This is a genomic window from Pseudomonas sp. SDO5215_S409 (assembly GCF_054071325.1).
In genome coordinates this window covers 18,403-39,132 of the sequence record NZ_JBSVWN010000055.1, presented here as the reverse complement: position 1 = coordinate 39,132, position 20,730 = coordinate 18,403, and the positions used below count along the sequence as shown (strand labels likewise).

The window sequence follows — 20,730 nt, the reverse complement described above, 5'->3', positions numbered from 1 at the left end:
CGCGTCTTACAGGCCCGGGGCCACCCAGTCACTGACCGCAAAGCCCTTGCGGATCAAGCGCTGCTGCGAGGCCAGGTCCACTTTGCCTTGCAAGCGGGTGAGAAACACCGGGTCCAGGGTCGAGGGGAACACCGCGCTGAATGCCTGGTCTTTCAAGTCATCGGTCAGGATGGCCGGCGGGTAACTCGCCAGCCCCGACACCAGCTGAATGTAAGCGGGTTTGTTGGCGTCATCGGTCAACCACTGCACCGCCTGTTGCTGGGCCTTGAGCAGTTTTGCCACCGCCTGCGGGTGCTCGTCGACAAACTTGCCGCTGCCCACCAGCACACTCTGAATGCTGCCCGCGCCGCCCAGGTCTTTGGTGTTCAGCGGTATCTCGGCCAGGCCCTTGGCTTGCAACGCGGTCAGGCCGGAGCTGCCCCACGTGGCGTCGATCTGTTTGGCGGCCAGTGCGGCAACCGCCGCGTTGAAGTCCAGGTTGATCACCTTCAGGTCCTTCTCGCTCAGGCCCTGGCTGGCCAGCGCAGCATCGAACGACAGCTGGCTGGCGGTGCCGCGAAACACCGCCACGCGTTTGCCCTTGAGGTCTTGCAGGGTCTTGATGCCCGACCCCGGCACCACGCCCAGGTATTGCTTCACGTCCCGGGCGCTGGCGCTGAGCAAGCGGGTGTCGACGCCATTGGCCTTGCCGATGATGGCGGCCAGGTCGCCCAGGTAAGCCAGGTCTACCTGGCCATTGGCGAACGCTTCGTTGATGACGGGCCCGGCGCCCTTGAAGAAATTCCACTGGATCTTGATGCCCTGGTCGGCAAAGGCCTTTTCGAACACCTGCTGGTCGCGCAGCACGTCCACGATCCCGGTGCCACTGTGCTGGGCCCCGGCGCTGAGGTCGGGAACGGCGATGCGGATTTCCTTTAGGTCGGCGGCGTGCACCAGGCCCGCCAGCGCGGTGCCTGCAAACAAGGTGATCAGGTGTTTGAACGGCTGCTTCATGAGGGGAGTGCTCCTTGAGGGGGATGGCCGGGAGCAGAAAAATAGGCACAACGCGTTAAAAACTTTAAATACTATAAATTCACAATTTAATAACTTTTATGACTATGGGCAGTCAGGCGCCCAGCCTGTGGGGCCATGCATCAGCAGCATCGAAAATATTCTCCAAATGCATTGGATGCAGGGAGGGCCGACGCTTTAAATGGCTTTTCTTATCCCTCAATCGTATGGATTGAGTTTTTATAAGGCTAAAAAAGCATAACGCCCACCGGACAACGGAGGTCATCCATGGCCCGAATTTCGCTGCTGAGCCTGCCGCTGGCGCCGCCTGCCCAAGGTCTCAAGCCCCGCTGGCCAAACGCAGGCCAGCGGCTGGTGCCCTGGTTGCTGCCGCTGGCGTTGTTTGTCGTGTGGTGGCTGGCCAGCCGCAATCATTGGATGAGCGAGCAAATCCTGCCGGCGCCTTTGCTGGTGTGGCACAGCGCCGTGGAGCTGGCGGGTGGCGAGTTGTGGGGCCACTTGGCGATCAGCCTGCAACGGTTGGGCTGGGGCCTGCTGTCAGGCATCGGCGCCGGGGCGTTGTTGGGCGCGCTGCTGGGTTTGAGCCGCCGCGCCGAGCGTTGGGTGCTGCCCACGTTCAGCGCGTTGGCGCAGGTGCCGACGCTGGCGTGGATCCCGCTGTTCATGGTGTTTTTCGGCATTGGCGAAACCCTCAAGTGGGTGGTGCTGGTCAAGGCCATCGTGGTGCCGGTGACGCTGCACACACTGGTGGGCGTGCGCGACGCCCAGCCGGGCCTGCGCGAAGCCGCGCGGGTGCTGCGCCTGCCCACGCTTTTATTGATCCGCCGCCTGATCCTGCCCGCCGCCCTGCCAGCGTTCATGGCCGGTGTGCGCCTGGCGCTGGCGGCGGGCTGGACTTCGTTGCTGGCGGTGGAGTTGCTCGCCTCCAGCGAGGGCATCGGCTACTTGATGGTGTGGGCCCGGCAGCTGTTCATGCTCGATATCGTCTTTGTGTGCATTCTGGTCATCGGCGTGCTGGGCGTGACGCTGGACCGCGGCATCGGCTGGCTGGACCGCCAGTGGGTGCACTGGCCCCATCCGGCCACGGCGCAGATTCGTCGCGGGCCGCCCTATCACGGTTGGCAACGCCTGCAACCGTGGCTGCTGCCCGTCGGCCTGCTGGGGCTGTGGCAGGTGGCTACGCAACGCGAATGGGTCGACCCGAACATCCTTGTCAGCCCCTGGACCGTGCTGGGCACTGCCGCCACAGGCCTGGCCGATGGCAGTTTGAGCGGCGCCCTGGGCCTGAGCCTGACCCGCACGCTGGGCGGGCTGGTGCTGGGCGGCGGGTTGGGGTTTGCGCTGGGCTTGCTGCTGGGGCTGTCGCCACGTTGTGAGCGCGTACTCGGGCCCACGTTGGCGGCCCTGCGCCAGATCGCGATTTTTGCCTGGGTGCCGCTGCTCACCGCCTGGTTCGGCCTGGGGGAGTTGGCCAAATGGGTGTTTATCGCCCTCGCGGCGTTTTTCCCGCTGTTTGTCGCCACTCAACGCAGCGTGCTCAACCTGTCGCCTCAACTGAACGAAGCCGCCCGGGTGCTGCGCCTGAGCCTGGGCCAGCGCTTGCGCAGGCTGGTGCTGCCGGGCGCGGCCCCGGGGATTTTCGCCGGGCTGCGCCTGAGCCTGATTTATGCGTGGCTGGGCACTATTGGCGCGGAATATTTCATGCCGTCCAACGGCGGCATCGGCAGCCTGATGATCGGCGCGCAACAGCTGCTGCGCATGGACCTGATCCTGGCCGGCATGCTGCTGGTGGGCCTCACCGGCGCTGCGCTCAACCTGGCGGGCCAACGCATCGAAACCCGCGCCACCCGCTGGAGACACGCATGAACGCACCTATCGTCAGCTTCAACAACGTGGGCAAAACCTTCGACGTCGACGGCGTTGAACTGCAGGCCATCGACACCTTCAACCTGGACATCGCCGAGGGCGAATTCGTCGCCATCGTCGGTTCCAGCGGTTGCGGCAAATCCACCTTGCTGCGCTTGCTAGTCGGCCTGGACACCCAGTTTGACGGCCAGATCCGCGTAGACGGCAACGCCGTCACCGGAATCGGCAACGCATGCGGCATCGTGTTCCAGGAGCACCGCCTGTTCCCGTGGCTGACCGTGCAAGACAACATCGGCCTGGGGCTGGTCAACGAGCCGTTGAGTGCGCCCGAGCGCCAGCAACGCATCGCGCAATTCATCGAACTGGTGGGCCTCACGCCGTTCGCCCGCGCCTATCCACACCAACTCTCCGGCGGCATGGCGCAACGGGTGGCGATTGCCCGGGGCCTGGTGGCGAGCCCGCGCATTCTGCTGCTGGACGAACCTTTCGGCGCCCTCGACGCCCTCACTCGCCAGCAGATGCAGGACGAGTTGCTGGCGATTCGTACGCGCGCCAAAATCACCACGATTCTGGTGACCCACGATGTGGAAGAAGCGATTTTCCTGGCCGACCGCGTGGTGGTGATGGAGCCCCGTCCGGGGCGCATCAAGCAGGTGGTGAACATCCCCCTGGCGCACCCGCGCCAGCGCAGCCATTTTGATTTTCATGCGCTGCGCGAGGAACTGCTGCATGCGTTGACGGGGGACGGTCAGTATCAGCCGCCGGTCAGGGCGCAGATTCGTGATTTGCCGTTGGCGTTTATTGCCTGTTGATGGCTGGCGGCCATTATGCGCAACTAGTTGCGCACTAAAATGTGGATAACCCTGTGCATACATTTAGGCAGGCCATGCTCATAAAGACTCCCAGGCAAGTGCGCAAGAAGTTGCACAGCAGTGCGCAACTTCTTGCGCACTTTTTCCTATTTCGCCTCCTGAAAATAACATATGGATACATAATATTTTTCAACTAACTGTTCTTTATAACAATAAATAACATGGCACGAAGTTTGATTGGACGATGACTTCCCCGACATCGAAATAAGCAAGGAAGTGCGATGAACCCGCCCATCACCGATGCCCAACTGAGCAGGGCCAGGCGCAACCAGGCCTTCACCAACGCCCCGATGGGCATGGGGCAGTGCGCCTTGATGGCGGCAGAGGTCGCCCTGTTTCCCGTGCGTTATGCGCTGGACGAGTCGCCGTTGCACAAGGGCGATAACCAAGGGCCTCATCCTCTCCCCAAAGGCTGGTCAAACACACCACCCACCCTGAAAACCCGCAGCTACACCCTGCGCCAACTGCGCGATGGTTGGGTGTATGTGTACAACGGCGTCGACCAGACCTTTCATGAGTACCAGGTCAGCGGCCGGCTGTTCACCCGCCACCTCTGGACCGACAGCCAGTTGAACACGGATGTGCGCCACAACCCCGGTGGAAGCCATCCGTACCTGCTCTACCCACGCCGCAGCCAACTGCGCATCGCCTACTCCCCGGTGCAATGGACCTGGCGCCTGTGTGAACTGATGCGCCACAGCACCCCCGAACAAACCCGCTGGATGCGAAGCGTGGACCTCCCGGCATTTTGCGCCAACGGCACCGTTGCGCACGGAGCGCTTATTACCGAACTGGGCAAAAGCGTGGCGGATATTCTGACTGCCGATGGCAGCGCCCCCACGTTCGCCAGCACGCTGCTCCCGACCCAGGCCAGCGACGCCGAAGCACCGTTCAAGGCCGCGTTCGACGAAGCCCTGGTGCGCGGTAATGTGCCCGAGCAGGACACCGCACTGTTCATCGCCCTGGATGACCCGCTGGCCATGCTTGATGACCTGGGCATGAACCTGGCGGGGCGGTTGATGGAGCAAAGCGAGTTTGAGGCGACACATCAGCACGCATTACAAAGTGCTTTTGCGGTGCAGAACCTGTGTGGTTTCGACACCGACCCGTTTATCCCTGCATCGATAAAAGACCCGGTCCAACGGCAGGCTTATACCGACGACCTCTACACACTGCTCACGACTCACGATGACATCGAGCGAGGCAAGGACCTGGCGGGGTTTGCCGAGGCCGGACTGGTGGATATCGGGGCCATGCCGACCCTGTCTGCCGCGCAGGCGGTGTTCAAGACAACCTGGGGCCACCTGCCCGACAGAGAGAAATGGCAAGCCGCACTCCAGGACTGGAACGCCAAACGGCTCTGGCGTGAAGACGTGCGTTTTGACGAGGTGCAAACCTACCTGAGGCAGACCACCCTCCAGGCGCAGCGGTTGCGCAACCATTGCCAGCGAAGTGAGGACGACCTCGTCACCTGGCTCAACCAACTGGACCCCAACGCCGAAGCGATCTACCACGACACCTGCAATGAAGCCCAGGCCAGCCAATGTTAAACTTTAATAAGCCTCTCAACCTCCCCCCTCAGCTCCGCTGGGAATACACAGACGAGCGAGTGTTATTGGGTTGGACTATCCGGGCGCGTAATTACAATACATGTGTGGCCAATGGCATGTTTGCTTTTATGGCCCTCTTAACTGCAGGCGCCGCCTATATCATTTACTTATTTCCTGCCCCGCGTGAAAGTCACTTGATGCAAATCATTGTGAGCTTATCTTTTTTTACTCTCCTATTGCTGACCCTATCATCCATCACCCATCAACGAACAAATTTTGCCTACCGGATGACTCATTCAGGCGTTGAATTCTGCGAATGGAAAGACTTCCCAAAATGGGTATTAACCTTTTTAAAATGGTTCACCGGTATAACCGCCATCCTATTTGTTTTTCTAGCCACCCTTGATCCGGCTTTTTTGCTCGGGGCATTAATCGGCCCAGGTGGCATGGGTTTGATGTATCTCTCAATGGCTAATTCCAAAAGGTTTCAGGAGCTACACACCGAGTACCATTACCATGCGTTTAAATGGCAAGATTTTACACAACTCGCCATTGCTACTAACCGGGAGGCAGTTGACTTGAAGTACAGCCTCATCCTGAAAGGAGACGATTATAAAACAACCGGAAGCCTTAATGTCTTCTGCAAAATAAAACAAAAAGAAACTGTCGCCAACTTTATCAAACCTTATCTGTCTTCTGACGTTCTTTTCATCAAAGCACATGTCAACGTCCCCCTGAGCACCGACTAAATATGAATATTATGCGGACCGCCTTTATCGTACCTTTTAAAAGGTGCAGCCAGCATAATTAGATCACCCTGCACAAAATAAAAATGGAATCAGATGCTATTTGACTTTAAAAAACCTCTCACCCTCCCACCGCAACTGCGATGGGAGGATGCAGATGAACCGGAACTGCTGGCATGGACAATCCGGGCACGAAATTACAATACAGCGATTGCCAACGGTATGTTCATTTTTATGGCGGCATTGACGCTCGGCAGCGCGGTCATATTGTACGCTGCTTATAAGGGAATGAGTCAGCCTTGGCGCATATTATCTTGCATTCTCTATTTTTCAATTGCGCTATCTATAATCTCAAGCATGACTCACCAGTGTATAAATTTTGCTTGCCGGATTACTCATTCAGGCGTTGAATTCTGCAAATGGAAAGACTTCCAAAAATGGGTATTAACCTTTTTAAAATGGTTCACCGGTATAACCGCCATCCTATTTGTTTTTCTAGCCACCCTTGATCCGGCTTTCTTGCTCGGGGCATTAATCGGTCCAGGTGGCATGGGTTTGATGTACCTCTCAATGGCTAATTCCAAGCGGTTTCAGGACCTGCACACCGAGTACCATTACTATGCGTTTAAATGGCAAGATTTTACACAGCTCGCCATTGCTACTAACCGGGAGGTAGTTGACTTGAAGTACAGCCTCACCCTGAAAGGTGATGATTACAAAACAACCGGAAGCCTCAATATTTTCTGCAAAAGAAAACAAAAAGAATCTGTCGCCAACCTCATCAAGCCTTATCTACCCCCTGATACCCCTTTCATCAGAGCAAAGGTCAACGTCCCCATGAGCACGGATTAAGCCTTAAACAACACAAGCGTTTACATCGACTGCACATAAAGCGGTGCCCCATCAAGTCTGGGCAATCGCCTTGAGGCGATACACATCAAGAATTTCAATCTCGCCATACCCCAACCGCACCACCCCCTGGGCCTGCAAGTCCTTGAGCAGCGCATTGGTGGTTTGGCGTGACAGGCTCAACATCGCCGCCAGGTCCTCTTGGGGCAACTGCAACACCCGCCGGGCCTGTTCGATGTCGCCATAGCCTTCGGCAATCATCAACAGCCGGTGTGCCAGGCGCATCGAGGCGGGCATGAGGCTCAGTTGTTCGAGGCCGATAAAGCTCAGGCGCAGTTTCTGGCTCATCAATAACGCCACGTCACGCCAGTAACGCGGCGTGGCGTCGAGAATGCCGAGCATCGCCTGGTGTGGCACCTGCAACAGCGTGCACGGGCCCACGGCGCTGGCGTCGTGGGTGCGGGGCAGGCCGTCGAACAGGCAGATTTCGCCAAACCAGTAGGGCAACTCCACCAGGCTCAGCACGGCCTCCTTGCCTTGCTCGCTCACCGCGCTGATGCGCAGGGTGCCCTCCAGTACCGCGTACAGCCCGCAGGGCGGGTCGCCGCGTTTGAACAGGGTTTGGCCTGCCGTCAGTTGGCGCAAGCGGGCGTGGGTCAGCAGGCTATGCTGCAAAGGGGCTGGCAAGTGGCTGTACCAGTGCCCCAGCGCCAGGCGCGCGTGCCATTTCTCTGCGTCCATGAGAACTCCGAAGATTGTCGCCCAGCTGACAGTTCGCCAAATTCTGACAGGGCATGATGAACCATCCTACAGGAGGAACAACAATGAAAAGCCTCGTCGACCACCTCAGCCAATACGCCGCCTACCACCGTGACCCGCGCAATATCGCCAGCCATTTCGTCGGCATTCCGATGATCGTGGTGGCGGTGGCCGTGCTTTTGTCACGCCCCGAATGGACCGTGGCCGGGCTCTGGCTCTCGCCAGCAGTGGTGCTGGCGCTGTTTTCGTGCGTGTTTTACCTGCGCCTGGAGCGGGCGCTCGGCGTGTTGATGAGCGTGCTGATGGGCCTGTCGGTGTGGGCCGGGCACGCCTTGGCGGCGCAAAGCACGCTGGTGTGGCTGAGCAGCGGGTTAGGGCTGTTTGTGGTGGGCTGGGTGATCCAGTTCGTCGGGCATTACTACGAGGGCCGCAAACCGGCATTTGTCGATGACCTGTCGGGGCTCATCGTAGGGCCGTTGTTTGTGGTGGCAGAGCTGGCGTTTTTGCTCGGGCTGCGCCATGCGCTCAAACAGCAGATCGAGGAGCGCGCAGGGCCGGTGGCCGTGCAGGTCAAGAACGCCACGGTGTAACGGTTGGCAGGGTTTCAACGATGGGAACGGGCACGCCCGCTCCCACCGAACATGCTGAAGATCAGGCCTTTTGCCAGACCTTAGGCTTGAAGAACAAGGTTTCGCCACGCGCCAGGCCCGTGAGGCTGTCGTGATCTTTCACGACCTCGGCTTCGATCAACTCGCTTTGGCCTTCCACTTTCAACGTCACCCGCGTGGTTGCGCCCAACGGCCGGATATCCCGCACTTCGGCGGCATGGTGATCTTCCAGTTCATGGCGCGACAACGACACCTCGTGCGGACGGAACAGCACGTGCTTGTCCTCGCCCAGGTGCAGGCGGTTGGAGTCGCCGAGGAAGTGGTACACAAAATCACTCGCCGGATTCTCGTACACCTCGCCCGGTGAGCCGATCTGCTCGATCACACCCTTGTTCATCACCACGATGCGGTCGGCCACTTCCATGGCTTCTTCCTGGTCGTGGGTCACAAACACCGAGGTCAGGTTGATGTCTTCGTGCAGGCGCGCCAGCCAGCGGCGCAGCTCTTTACGCACCTTGGCGTCGAGGGCGCCGAAGGGTTCGTCCAGCAGCAGCACCTTGGGCTCCACCGCCAGCGCACGGGCCAGGGCGATACGCTGGCGCTGGCCGCCGGAGAGTTGTTCCGGGTAGCGGTCCGACAGCCAGTCCAGTTGCACCATGTTCAGCAGCTCGTGCACTTTGCTGGCGATCTGGGTTTCGCTGGGGCGCTGGTTTTTGGGCTTCATGCGCAGGCCGAAGGCGACGTTGTCGAACACGGTCATGTGGCGAAACAGCGCGTAGTGCTGGAACACAAACCCGACGTTGCGATCGCGCACGTCATGCCCCGACACGTCTTCGCCGTGGAACACGATGCTGCCGTCATCCGGGGTTTCCAGGCCGGCAATGATGCGCAACAGCGTGGTCTTGCCGCAGCCGGACGGGCCCAGCAGCGCCACCAGCTCGCCGCTGTGGATGTCCAGGTTGATGCTGTTCAGAGCCTTGAAGGCGTTGAAATTCTTGCTGACGTTACGGACTTCGATGGACATGACTTATTCCTCACCGCTGCTAGCGCGCAGGCGATTGATACGGTTCTCGCTCCACTGCTTGAGCAGCAGGATGAAGAGCGCCAGGATCAGCAACAGGCTCGCCACCGCAAACGCGGCAACGTGGTTGTATTCGTTGTAGAGAATCTCGACGTGCAGCGGCAGGGTGTTGGTCACGCCGCGGATGTGGCCGGACACCACCGACACCGCGCCGAATTCGCCCATGGCCCGCGCGGTACACAGCACCACGCCGTAGATCAGGCCCCACTTGATGTTGGGTACGGTGACGTGCCAGAACATCTGCCAGCCGTTGGCACCCAGCAGGCGCGCGGCTTCTTCTTCCTGAGTGCCTTGCTCTTGCATCAGCGGGATCAGCTCGCGGGCCACGAACGGCACGGTCACGAAGATGGTCGCCAGCACAATGCCCGGCAGGGCAAACACGATCTGGATGTCATGGTCCGCCAGCCACGGGCCAAAGAAGCCTTGCGCGCCGAACATCAGCACGTAGACCAGGCCTGCGATCACCGGCGACACCGAGAACGGCAAGTCGATCAGCGTCACCAGGATGCTTTTGCCCCGGAACGAGTACTTGCTCACGCACCAGGCGGCGCTGACCCCGAACACCACGTTGAGCGGCACCGAGATCACCACCGCGATCACCGTGAGCTTGAGCGCCGACAGCGCGTCGGGCTCAAGGATGGCGGTAAAGAACGCACCCAGGCCGTTTTTCAGGCCTTGGGACACCACGATAAACAGCGGCAACAACAGAAACAGCGCGAACACCAGCCAGCCAAGGCTGATCAGGATACGCCGCGACACCACACTGCCGCGGCGGGCAGCGTTGGCCGAAGACGCGGCGGAAATAGACGATTGGGACATGTTCCGCGCCTCCTTAAGGGTGTTCGATGCGCCGCTGCAGCAAGTTGATCAGCAGCAGCAGGACAAAGGAAACCACCAGCATCAACACGCCGATGGACGTGGCGCCGTGGTAGTCGTACTGATCGAGTTTGACCATGATCAGCAGCGGCAGGATCTCGGTTTTCATCGGCATGTTGCCCGCGATGAAAATCACCGAGCCGTACTCACCCACGCCCCGGGCGAAGGCCAGCGCAAAGCCGGTCAACCAGGCGGGCAGCAGCGCTGGCACCAGGATGTAGCGGAACACTTGCAACGGCTTGGCGCCCAGGCAGGCGGCGGCTTCTTCGATTTCCCTGGGGATGTCGGCCAGTACCGGCTGCACGGTGCGCACCACGAACGGCAGCGTCACGAAGGTGAGGGCCAGGGTGATGCCGAGCGGGGTATAGGCGATCTTGAACCCCAGGTCCGTGGCGAACTGCCCCACCAGGCCCGTCGGGGTGTACAGCGCGGTCAACGCAATACCGGCCACGGCCGTGGGCAGGGCGAACGGCAGGTCGATCATCGCGTCGATCACCTTGCGACCGGGAAACGTGTAGCGCACCAGCACCCAGGCCAGCAGCGTCCCGATCACGCCGTTGATGATGGCGGCGTACAACGCCGTGCCGAAGCTGAGCTTCAACGCCGCCAGCACCCGCGGTGCCGAGATAATGGTCCAGAACTGGTCCCAGGTAAGCTGCGCGGCGTGTACAAACATCGCCGCCAGCGGGATGAGTACGATGAGGCTGAGGTACACCACGGTGTAGCCCAGCGTCAGCCCGAAGCCGGGTATGACGGGGGAGATACGACGCGACATAAGAGTCCTTGGTTAGCGGGGTAGAGGCCACTGCAAGAACGCGCCGCCCTGTGGGTGCTGGCTTGCTTGCGATGAGCGTTCCGAGGGGTGTCAGTCACACCCAGGTGATGCTCTCGCAGGCAACCAGCGCCAACCGGGCAGCGCGTTCCTGCAGGTCGTGTTGCTTACTGCGCCGTGTAGATCTGGTCGAACACGCCACCGTCGTTGAAGAATTTCGGTTGGGCAGTTTTCCAGCCGCCGAAGTCTTTGTCGATAGTCACCAGTTCCAGTTTAGGGAACTGCTTGGCGTATTTGGCCGCGACGTTTTCATCACGTGGGCGGTAGAAATTCTTTGCGGCGATCTCCTGGCCAGCCGGGCTGTACAGGTGCTTGAGGTATTCGGTAGCGATCTCGGTGTTGCCTTTTTTCTCGGCGTTCTTGTCCACCACCGCTACAGGCGGCTCGGCGAGGATCGACAGCGAAGGCACGACGATGTCGAATTTGTCAGCGCCGCCGTCTTCTTGCTGGGCCAGGAAAGCTTCGTTTTCCCAGGCCAGCAACACGTCACCCTGACCGTTGTTCACAAAGGTGATGGTGGAGCCGCGGGCACCGGTGTCCAGCACAGGAACGTGCTGGAACAGCTCTTTCACGTACTCCTGGGCCTTGGCTTCGCTGCCGCCGGACTTGAGGCCATAGGCCCACGCGGCGAGGAAGTTCCAGCGCGCACCGCCGGAGGTTTTCGGGTTGGGCGTGATGACCGACACGTCTTTCTTGATCAGGTCGCCCCAGTCCTTGATGCCTTTAGGGTTGCCCTTGCGCACCAGGAACACGATGGTCGAGGTGTACGGGGTGCTGGCGTCCGGCAGGCGGGTTTGCCAGTTTTCCGGCAGGGTCTTGCCCAGCTTGGCGATTTCGTCGATGTCACCGGCCAGGGCCAGGGTCACGACGTCGGCGCGCAGGCCATCGATCACCGCACGGCCTTGCTTGCCCGAACCGCCGTGCGATTGCTGGATTTTGACATTGTCGCCCGGGTGGGACTGTTTCCAGAAGCTGGTGAACTCAGCGTTGTAGTCCTGGTACAGCTCACGGGTCGGGTCGTACGAGACGTTGAGCAGCTCGTAATCCTTGGCAACAGCAGAACCGGCAAACACGGCACTGGCCAGTGCAGCGAGGGCGTAACGGCGAATCGACGACATGGAAGGCTCCTGGAATGCTGGGGGTGTTGGCTTTTTTCTTATAGGTGCGAGTTCAGTTTCAAATCGCCGGTGTTACTCAGCTTGGCTTGTTGCCAGGGTTTTGCAGGCGGAATTTTTCTTTGCGTTCGATCTGTACCACTTGGGCGTTGTGCACAGTGATTTCCACCGCACCAAAGCGCAGATCGCGCAATGCGCTCTGGATCTCGCGCAAAATGGCTGCTTCGTCCTGGCCGTCAACGCTACGTAGAGATGCGCTCATGGTGTGCTCCTGAAATGGGAAGTGCCTGGCAGTGGCGGCACTGCTTACGGCGTGGGAGCGATAGTAGATAAGCGCGGATATTCTTAAAAATACTATTTAAGAATGTTTATATAACTGGAAAGAATTTTGTGGCAGGACGCGGGGTTGCGCGTGAATGGGCCGGGCAAACCCCGGCCTCGCGCTGCCAGGGAACGCTCCCCCCAGGCCTTCAGTAGCGTGGAATATGGGTCCAATCCAGCTCGGCGGCGGGCACAGGGCGGCCGAACCCGTAGCCTTGGCCCAGGTCGCAGTGCTGATCGAGTAAAAAGCGCGCTTGCGCCATTTGCTCGATGCCTTCGGCGTGCACTTGCAGGCCCATGCTCTGCGCCAGGGCGATGACGACGCGCACAATCGCAACATCGTCTTCATCCCCCGGCAGGCCCGCGACAAAACCCTGGTCGATCTTGAGTTTTTGCACCGGCAAGCGCTTGAGGCGCAGCAGCGAGGAGTAACCGGTGCCAAAGTCATCGATGGCCAGGCGCAGGCCCAGGTCCCGCAGGCGGTGCAGCTGTTCCAGGGCCACTTCGGGGTCGTCCATCACCGCGCTCTCGGTGACTTCCAACTCAAGAAACGCGGGATCCAGGCCGGTGTCGTGCAGCACGCGGGCCACCTGGTCGTATAACGCCCGTCGGGCAAACAGGCGGCTGGACACGTTCACCGCCAGAAAATCCAGCGGCGCACCGGCGGCCAGCCACTGGCCCATCTGGCGGCAGGCCTGGTCCATGACCCAGGCGTCGATCTGGGCAATGAGGCCAGTGCGTTCGGCGATGGGGATAAAGTCGCCCGGCGGCACCAGGCCGCGCTCGGGGTGCTGCCAGCGCACCAGGGCTTCGACGCCGACCATGCGCCCGCTGCGCAGGTCGTGCACGGGTTGGTAGTACACGCGCAGTTCCTGTTGCTCCAAGGCACGACGCAGTTCACTGGCGATTTCCACGCGGTGCTGGGCGTGGGCGGTGAGTTCTTCGGTGTACAGCGCGTAGCTTTCGCGGCCCGCGCTCTTGGCCTTGAACAGCGCCGAGTCGGCGTTGCGCAGCAGTTGCTCGGCGCTCAGCGCGTCGCCGGGAAACAGGCTGATGCCGATGCTGGCGCTGATAAACAGCTGATGACCGTCAAATATGAACGGCTGTTTCATCGCCGTCAGGATGCATTCCGCCTGGGCCGCTGCCTGCCCGAGCTGCGGGCAATTTTCCACCAGCACCGCGAATTCATCGCCGCCCAGCCGCGCCAGGGTCACGCCTGCACCAAACAGGCCTTGCAGGCGCTCGGCCACGGCCTTGAGCAACTGGTCGCCCACGTTATGGCCCAGGCTGTCGTTGATGATCTTGAAGTGGTCCAGGTCCAACAGCAGCAAGGCGCAGCCGCGCTTTTGCAGTTGCGCCGAAGCCAGCGCCTGCTCGGCGCGGTCGGTGAACAGTAGGCGGTTGGGCAGGTCGGTGAGTGGGTCGTGGTGGGCCAGGTGCGCCAGCTCGTGCTCGGAATGCTTGATGGCGCTGATGTCGGAAAACACCGCCACGTAGTGGCTGGGTTGGCCCTGGTCATCGTGGATCAACCGGATGGTCTGCCACTGGGGGTACACCTCGCCGCTTTTGCGACGGTTCCAGATCTCGCCGCTCCACTCGCCCTGCTGCGCCAGGGTCTGGAACATCTGCTGGTAAAAGCTGGTGGGGTGGCGGCCTGACTTGAACACGCTTGGCTCGCGGCCCAGTACGTCTTCCTGCCGGTAACCGGTGATCTCGATAAACGCGCGGTTGACGTGCACGATCAGCCCCCGGGCGTCGGTGACCAGCACACCTTCCCGGGTGCAATCAAACACGGCGGCGGCCTGGCGCAGGCGCTCGCGGTTTTCCTTGAGGGGTTGGCGGGCCTGGTTTGCACGCGCGCTGCGGGCGCACAACACCACCACTGCGCAGGCACTGAGGCTCACCCACAAGTAGCCGCGCAGTTGCAGCCAACGGCTTAACTGGGCCGGGTCATCGAAAAAGTTGATCAAAACTTGATGGCTGAGCTGAAGCCACACGATGGAAACCAACAGATATACCAGCCCTGCTCTCAGGGCACTCCGGTATGAAAACCCCATATGCTCAGTAATCCTTACTCAAAAAGCAGATTCGCCCTACAAAGGTTGCGGATTATAGAATAAGAAACATCCCGTCACTTCTATCTGAAAGGGTGGCTGGTTTTCTCGGCAGGCTTAGTGATAATGCGTGAGCTGTTTTTTTCTTTATCTGAGGGCCATACAGCCTATGTGGTACAACGGTTTTCTTGATCTGTCCGCCTGGCAACTGGTGGCAGTCACGCTGTTGATGACCCACGTGACCATCGTTTCGGTCACGGTTTATCTGCATCGTTATTCGGCCCACCGCTCCCTGGAGCTCAACGGTGGCCTGAAACACTTCTTCCGCTTCTGGCTGTGGCTGACCACCGGCCAGAACACCCGCGAATGGACCGCCATCCACCGCAAACACCACGCCAAGTGCGAAACCCTCGACGACCCTCACAGCCCGGTGATCAAGGGCCTGTCCACGGTGATGCGCAAAGGCGCCGAGCTGTACCGCGCCGAGGCCGAGAACCCGGAAACCCTGCGCATCTACGGCAAGAACTGCCCCGAAGACGGGATCGAGCGCAAGCTCTACACCCCGTACCCATTGCTGGGCGTGGTCTTCATGGCCGTCATCGACCTGCTGCTGTTCGGCACCATCGGCATCACCATCTGGGCGATCCAGATGATGTGGATCCCGTTCTGGGCCGCAGGCGTGATCAACGGCCTGGGCCATGCGTTCGGTTACCGCAACTTCGAATGCCGGGACGCGGCGACCAACCTGATCCCGTGGGGCATCATCGTGGGCGGCGAGGAGCTGCATAACAACCATCACACCTACCCCAACTCCGCCAAGCTGTCGGTAAAAAAATGGGAGTTCGACATGGGTTGGGCCTGGATCAAGGTGCTCAGCTTCCTGCGCCTGGCCAAGGTGCAGCGCGTGGCGCCCATCGCCCACCGGGTGGAGGGCAAGGGCCACCTGGACATGGACACCGCCATGGCCATCCTCAACAACCGCTTCCAGATCATGGCCCAGTACCGCAAGTTGGTGATCGGCCCGCTGGTCAAGCAGGAGCTGGACAAGGTCGATCACTCGGTGCGCCACCAGTTCCACCGCGCCAAGCGCCTGCTCTCGCGGGAAACCAGCCTGCTCGATGACCGCCACCACGTGCGTATCCAGAGCATGCTCGAACACAGCCAGGCCCTGAAGGTGATCTATGAAAAGCGCCTGGCGCTGCAACAGATCTGGGTCAAGACCAGCAGCAACGGCCACGACATGCTGGCCGCCATCAAAGAATGGGTACACGAAGCCGAGGCCAGCGGGATTCAGTCCCTGCGTGACTTCGCCGGGCAGTTGAAAACCTATTCGCTGCGACCTGCCTCGGCCTGACCCTGGCGCGGGGGTTCGCCCCCGCGCCACCGGTTTTTGACGCCATTAGCTGGGCGCCCCCCACACGGAACTTCGCTGCAAATCCCCCCTCTCAAGCAACACTTCGCCATCATGGCGGCCCTTGTTGCAACTGCTGCCGCCCTTGCGGTCCGCCCCGAGAGAGTTGTACCGATGGCCCACGAACACACCCTGCCCACGTCCGACCTGGAGCCCGCGCGCCCGGCCGCCGCCACTACCTTGCTGGCATTGATGCAGGCCCGGGACGAAGTGGAGCGCTTGAGCGAGCGCGAACAGCTGCTCAGCGCCCTGCTGGTGAGCGTGAACGCCGCGTTGTGGGCGGTCGAATGGGACACCCGTCGCGTGCTGTATGTCAGCCCGGCCTACGAGCGCATTTTTGGCCGCCCGGTCGACCTGCTGCTGGCCGATCACCGGCAATGGCGCGACAGCATCCACCCCGACGACCTCGACTACGCCGAAGACAGCCTGGCCCAGGTACTGGAAACCGGCGCGGTGGAAGACCGTGAATACCGCATCATCACCACCGAGGGGCACGTTCGCTGGCTGAGCGACAAGTGCTACATCAACCAGCAGGCCCAACCCGGGCAGCCGGTGATCGTGGTGGGCATGGCCGAGGACATCACCGACAAAAAGCAGCTGGAGCTAGAACTGCAGCGCCTGGCCACCACCGACGTGCTGACCCGTAGCAGCAATCGCCGCTATTTTTTTGAATGCGCCCACCATGAGTTCGACCGGGCGTGCGCCCAGGACATCCCGCTGGCGTTTTTGTTGCTGGACATCGATGACTTCAAAGGCGTCAACGACACCTACGGCCACCTGGAGGGCGATGAAGTGCTGCGCCGCATCGCCGACGTCGGCCGCACGGTGTTGCGCCGGGGTGACTTGTTCGGGCGTATCGGCGGCGAAGAGTTCGCCGCCGTACTGCCGGGGTGTTCACCCGACATGGCCCGGCAAGTGGCCGAGCGCCTGGGCCACGAGATTGCGCAGCAACGCTTCAGCAGCGATGGCCAGCGGTACGGCGTGACCGTCAGCCAGGGCCTGGCCAGCCTGACCCCGCACGACCAGACACTCGACCACCTGTTCGCCCGGGCGGACGCCGCGATGTACGAAGCCAAGCGCCAGGGCAAAAACCGCGTGGTCGCGGGCTGAGCCGCGCCGCCGCGGGCGTCAGCGCTGGCGCACCCGCGTCAATTCCGACAGGCCTACCTTGAGCAACCGCGCCGTCTTGCCCGTGGCCAGGCCCTCCAGCCCTTCGTGCTCGGTCAAGTGCGCCATCTGCGCCGCCAGGTTCACCACCAGCGCTTCACGCGAATACACCCCGCCGTCCAGCGAATAGAGCGCGGCGATCAACTGGCGCAACTCCAACGGCAAGCGCCAGCGGGTACGCAGGGCGGAGCCATAGGCCGCGCCAAAGGTGTCGAGGGCTTCGCCGATGGCCGCGTCATCCAAGGCCCCGCCCCCCCTGGTGCCACGCCGCCAGGCAGCGCAACAACGCCAGGTCACCCAGCCGGTGCAGGATGCCGGCGCTGTAGCAGCGTTCGTGATCCAGCTCCAGCAGGCGCGCCAGGCTGCGGGCGTAGTCGGCAGTGGCTTGGGACAGTACCCAGTAACGCTCGGCGTAATCGGCCAGGCCAGGGTCGGTCAGCACCACATTGTGCTTGAGCGCCAGGCCCAGGATCAGGTTCATGCTCTGCCCGGCCGCCAGCTTGTGCAGGGCCATGGCCAAGGTCTGCACCGGCGAGCCGTGATGCCCGGCGCTGTTGGCGGCGGCGATCAGCACGGCGGTGATCTGCGGGTCGGCGCGCACCTGGTCTTCCAGGCGGCCAAGGTCCAGGCCTTCCGGGGTCAGGCTGTGTTGCACGGCCGCCTTCACGTCCACCCGCAGCGGCGCGCCGTCGGAGGCTTCGCGGTGGCGCTCCAGAAACACCGGCAACGTCACGCCCGGCGCGAGGGCCGGCACTTCGCAGTAGACCGTCTCGCCCTCGTTAAGCAGCAGGTCTTGCAGGCGTTGGGTCAGGCCTTCCATGTTCAGCGGTTTGGTCAGGTACGCCGTGGGCGCCAGCGGCAGGGCCTCGCGCACACTGGCGCTGTCGTTGCGTGCACTCAGCAGGATGAACGGCAACAAGGGCGTGCGCTTGCGCTGGCGCACGCTGCGCAGCAGGCTCAGGCCATCGACGCCGGGCAGTTCCCAGTCGGCGATGATCAAGTCGTAGGGTTTATCGCGTAGCAGCGCAGCGGCCTGCTGGCCATCGCCGCACACGTCCAGGCGGGCATCGCAGCGCACATTCAACAATACCTGCTTGAGCAGGTCCCGCGACCAAGGGTCCGCCTCGGCGATCAACACACGGGGTACAGCGGGTAAATCAACAGCAGTCATCCAGGACACTCCACACGCGATGCTTGCACCTTAGTCAAACACGTCCGGTTGATACAGGAAAAATCCCTCAAATAGGTGCAAAAGCCTGTGCTTGAGCACTTTTACGCGCCCGCAGCCCGGATAACCCAGCCGTTTTAGCCGGACATTGCCAGGCAAAACCAAATGTTATAATGTATCTATTGATAACGATTCTCAAAATTTAAACTCCGCATCAGCACGCTGGTGCATCAAGGGATTGACGATGAACGACTTGCGGGAAACCTCCGTTGGGCTTGTGCCCCTGCTGGCCACCGGTCTGATTTGTGCATTGGGCCTGCTGCCCGTCAGCGAAGCCCGCGAGCGGGGCGAGGAGCGCGAACGCGAAGAGTCGGCCACCGAACTCAGCCCCATCAGCGTCACCGCGCAGCCGTTGAACGCGGCCTTTGAGGTCAACGCCGGAGGCTTCGGCGCCAAGGACCCGATGGACATCCCCCTGGCCATCCAGAGTTACAAGGCCTCGACCATTGCCAATCGTTCGGCACGCACCGCCGTCGATGTGTTGAGCCTGGACCCTTCGGTCCTCAGCGCCTCGGCCGGCAGCGGTTTTGATAATTTGCGCCTGCGCGGCTTCGCCATGGACAACTTCAACACTATTCGCCGCGACGGCCTGGCCCTGGCGCCGCATCACGATGTGCCCCTGGAAAACATCGAGCGCATCGATGTACTCAAAGGCCCTTCGGGGTTCCTGTACGGGTTCAACTCCCCGGGCGGCACCATCAACTATGTCCTCAAGCGCCCCACCCTCAAGCCATTGCTGGACGTGACCCTGCAAGGCTCGTCGCTGCTTGGCCGCTATGTGGCCATCGACACCAGCAACGCGCTCAATGACGGCGCCATCGGCTACCGGCTCAATGCTGGCTATGAGAAAAACGGCGACTACAACCATGCCCGCGACATGGAACGCAAGTTCATCGCCCTGGCCACCGACTTTCGCCTCAGCGACCGTGCACTGCTGCAACTCAACACCGACTGGTCGTGGAAGTCCACGGTGGCCGACCCCTTGCTGCGGGCCGATCAGCGCGGTCGCGCCAACCCGCTGGACGCCTCCAGTTACGTGCGCCCGCCCAAGATCAACCGTCGCGACTTGCTGACCGGCTCCTGGTTCCGCCACCAGACCGAAGGCGCCAACCTCGATGCCCGGTTCGAGCTGAACCTGGACGACAACTGGACCTCCATCACCCAGGGCAACTATTCCAGGGCGGAACGCCACGGTGGCTACAACGACCTGTTCGACATCCAGCCCAATGGCGATATCGGTTACGCCGACTACTACGTGTCCCGGGGCGAAGTCTTCAGCACGTGGTCACTGCAGTCCTACCTGGCAGGCAAGTTCAGCACCGCGCAAATCGACCACGACGTGTTTTTCGGCCTGGGCTACAAGCAATTCAAGGACCGCAGCCCGTTTTGGGACGCCGTCGACAGCCGCGACGAAGGCCGCCGCGTCACGGACGTTTCGGTGGGCAATATCCTCAACCCCGTCAACCCGAAGAAATGGCACTTTGGCCCCAAACAGGCCACCGAGTTTGTGTCCACCATCAAGGAAAGCTCGCTCTTTGCCAGCGATCTCATCACGCTGAGTGAGCAGTTTCAGGTGATGCTGGGCGGACGTTACATCGAGTACCGCGCCGAGCACCTGTCGGCGGTCGCGCCTTCGCAAAGCCACAACGTGTTCGTGCCCAGCACCGCGCTGATCTACCGCCCGCTACCAAGCCTGATGACGTACATCAGTTACTCTCGGGGCTTTGAAAAAGGCGACTACGCGCCCTACAACGCCACCAACGGCAACCAGCCTACCGACGCCATCGAGTCGCAGCAGTACGAAGTGGGCCTCAAGTGGGAAGTCGCGCAGCGCCTCGATGCGGGCGTGGCGGTGTTCGATATCCGGCGCAAGGCCAGTTACCTGGACAGCCACAACACCTTTGTCAGCAACGGCGAGTACCACCACCGGGGCGTCGAATTGACGGTGTCCGACCGCGTGACCGATGACCTGACCCTCAGTGGCAACGCGGCGTACCTGGCCACGCGCCTGGTGGGGGTGGACGATGCCGCCGTGCGCGGCAACCGCAGTGAAGGCGTGCCGAAGTGGAAAGGCGCGCTGAGTGCTCATTACAACGTGCCCGCCGTGGCGGGCCTGTCGCTCGACAGCACCCTGAGCTACGTCGGGAGCCGGCCGGTGGATGCGCAAAACAGCGGCTACATCTCCAGCTACACCCTGCTCGACGCTGGCGCCAGCTACCGCACCCGGCTGGGCAGCACACCCGTGACGTACCGCCTGCACGGTAACAACCTGACCGACAAGTACTACTACGCCAGCACCTACTACCAGGGCGGGCTGGAGGTCGGGCGTGAGCGTGAAGTGTTTCTCTCGGCCAAGTTCGAGTTCTGAGCCACACCTTCGCACC

The 20,730-nt window shown here is 61.3% G+C and carries 17 protein-coding genes and 1 pseudogene; 9 read left to right on the top strand and 9 right to left on the bottom strand.

Annotation, left to right across the window (positions count from 1 at the left end; genetic code table 11):
- Nucleotides 1-6 precede the first annotated feature (6 nt).
- A complete protein-coding gene (locus ACW9H9_RS23280; protein ID WP_457346510.1) occupies nt 7-993 on the bottom strand; it encodes an ABC transporter substrate-binding protein in 987 nt (328 codons plus the stop codon).
- Between the two features lie 285 nt (nt 994-1,278).
- Between ACW9H9_RS23280 and ACW9H9_RS23275 the strand changes: the two genes are divergently transcribed.
- The 5 genes from ACW9H9_RS23275 (at nt 1,279) to ACW9H9_RS23255 (ending at nt 6,897) form a co-directional block, all read left to right on the top strand.
- The gene (locus ACW9H9_RS23275; protein WP_457346508.1) at nt 1,279-2,877 is read left to right on the top strand and encodes an ABC transporter permease; all 1,599 of its coding nucleotides are present in this window, start codon (nt 1,279-1,281) and stop codon (nt 2,875-2,877) included.
- Nucleotides 2,874-3,689: an ABC transporter ATP-binding protein gene (locus ACW9H9_RS23270; RefSeq protein WP_457346507.1), complete on the top strand. Its 816-nt coding sequence runs from the start codon at nt 2,874-2,876 to the stop codon at nt 3,687-3,689. The genes ACW9H9_RS23275 and ACW9H9_RS23270 overlap by 4 nt, the downstream gene beginning before the upstream one ends.
- 281 nt (nt 3,690-3,970) lie before the next feature.
- Nucleotides 3,971-5,299, top strand: coding sequence for a toxin VasX (locus tag ACW9H9_RS23265; RefSeq protein ID WP_457370440.1), 1,329 nt, complete (start codon nt 3,971-3,973; stop codon nt 5,297-5,299).
- Nucleotides 5,293-6,048 (top strand): hypothetical protein, encoded by a 756-nt coding sequence (locus ACW9H9_RS23260; RefSeq protein ID WP_457345932.1) that lies wholly within the window; start codon nt 5,293-5,295, stop codon nt 6,046-6,048. The genes ACW9H9_RS23265 and ACW9H9_RS23260 overlap by 7 nt, the downstream gene beginning before the upstream one ends.
- 93 nt (nt 6,049-6,141) lie before the next feature.
- The gene (locus ACW9H9_RS23255) at nt 6,142-6,897 is read left to right on the top strand and encodes a hypothetical protein (protein WP_457345933.1); all 756 of its coding nucleotides are present in this window, start codon (nt 6,142-6,144) and stop codon (nt 6,895-6,897) included.
- Between the two features lie 51 nt (nt 6,898-6,948).
- On the opposite strand, the gene ACW9H9_RS23250 is transcribed toward ACW9H9_RS23255, so the two are convergent.
- Nucleotides 6,949-7,635: a Crp/Fnr family transcriptional regulator gene (locus tag ACW9H9_RS23250; protein WP_457345935.1), complete on the bottom strand. Its 687-nt coding sequence runs from the start codon at nt 7,633-7,635 to the stop codon at nt 6,949-6,951.
- Nucleotides 7,636-7,718: 83 nt separating this feature from the next.
- Here ACW9H9_RS23250 and ACW9H9_RS23245 point away from each other — a divergent pair, with 83 nt between their 5' ends.
- On the top strand, nt 7,719-8,243 hold the full coding sequence (locus ACW9H9_RS23245) for an Mpo1 family 2-hydroxy fatty acid dioxygenase (protein ID WP_457345936.1): 525 nt from the start codon (nt 7,719-7,721) through the stop codon (nt 8,241-8,243).
- A 61-nt stretch (nt 8,244-8,304) separates the two neighbouring features.
- On the opposite strand, the gene ACW9H9_RS23240 is transcribed toward ACW9H9_RS23245, so the two are convergent.
- The 6 genes from ACW9H9_RS23240 to dibA form a co-directional block, all read right to left on the bottom strand.
- Nucleotides 8,305-9,285 carry a sulfate/molybdate ABC transporter ATP-binding protein gene (locus tag ACW9H9_RS23240; protein ID WP_457345938.1) on the bottom strand — a complete coding sequence of 327 codons (981 nt, stop codon included), beginning with the start codon at nt 9,283-9,285 and terminating at the stop codon, nt 8,305-8,307.
- Nucleotides 9,286-9,288: 3 nt separating this feature from the next.
- On the bottom strand, nt 9,289-10,161 hold the full coding sequence (cysW, locus tag ACW9H9_RS23235) for a sulfate ABC transporter permease subunit CysW (protein WP_457345940.1): 873 nt from the start codon (nt 10,159-10,161) through the stop codon (nt 9,289-9,291).
- 13 nt (nt 10,162-10,174) lie between these two features.
- The gene (gene cysT / locus ACW9H9_RS23230; RefSeq protein ID WP_457345941.1) at nt 10,175-10,993 is read right to left on the bottom strand and encodes a sulfate ABC transporter permease subunit CysT; all 819 of its coding nucleotides are present in this window, start codon (nt 10,991-10,993) and stop codon (nt 10,175-10,177) included.
- A 164-nt stretch (nt 10,994-11,157) separates the two neighbouring features.
- Entirely contained in the window at nt 11,158-12,168 is a 1,011-nt protein-coding gene (locus tag ACW9H9_RS23225) for a sulfate ABC transporter substrate-binding protein (protein ID WP_457345943.1), read from the bottom strand.
- Nucleotides 12,169-12,244: 76 nt separating this feature from the next.
- Nucleotides 12,245-12,427, bottom strand: a complete 183-nt coding sequence (gene oscA, locus ACW9H9_RS23220) for a sulfur starvation response protein OscA (RefSeq protein WP_003170956.1) — start codon at nt 12,425-12,427, stop codon at nt 12,245-12,247.
- 208 nt (nt 12,428-12,635) lie between these two features.
- Nucleotides 12,636-14,543: a phosphodiesterase DibA gene (dibA, locus tag ACW9H9_RS23215; protein WP_457345944.1), complete on the bottom strand. Its 1,908-nt coding sequence runs from the start codon at nt 14,541-14,543 to the stop codon at nt 12,636-12,638.
- Nucleotides 14,544-14,709: 166 nt separating this feature from the next.
- Here dibA and desA point away from each other — a divergent pair, with 166 nt between their 5' ends.
- Together desA and ACW9H9_RS23205 are read left to right on the top strand one after the other, a co-directional pair.
- The gene (gene desA, locus ACW9H9_RS23210) at nt 14,710-15,894 is read left to right on the top strand and encodes a delta-9 fatty acid desaturase DesA (protein ID WP_457345946.1); all 1,185 of its coding nucleotides are present in this window, start codon (nt 14,710-14,712) and stop codon (nt 15,892-15,894) included.
- 171 nt (nt 15,895-16,065) lie between these two features.
- Complete coding sequence (locus tag ACW9H9_RS23205) at nt 16,066-17,061, top strand: GGDEF domain-containing protein (RefSeq protein WP_457345947.1); 996 nt, start codon at nt 16,066-16,068, stop codon at nt 17,059-17,061.
- Nucleotides 17,062-17,079: 18 nt separating this feature from the next.
- Here ACW9H9_RS23205 and ACW9H9_RS23200 read toward each other — a convergent pair.
- Nucleotides 17,080-18,289, bottom strand: a pseudogene (locus tag ACW9H9_RS23200) (HDOD domain-containing protein).
- Between the two features lie 241 nt (nt 18,290-18,530).
- On the opposite strand from ACW9H9_RS23200, the gene ACW9H9_RS23195 reads away from it, so the two are divergent.
- On the top strand, nt 18,531-20,714 hold the full coding sequence (locus ACW9H9_RS23195; protein WP_457345948.1) for a TonB-dependent siderophore receptor: 2,184 nt from the start codon (nt 18,531-18,533) through the stop codon (nt 20,712-20,714).
- Nucleotides 20,715-20,730 lie beyond the last annotated feature (16 nt).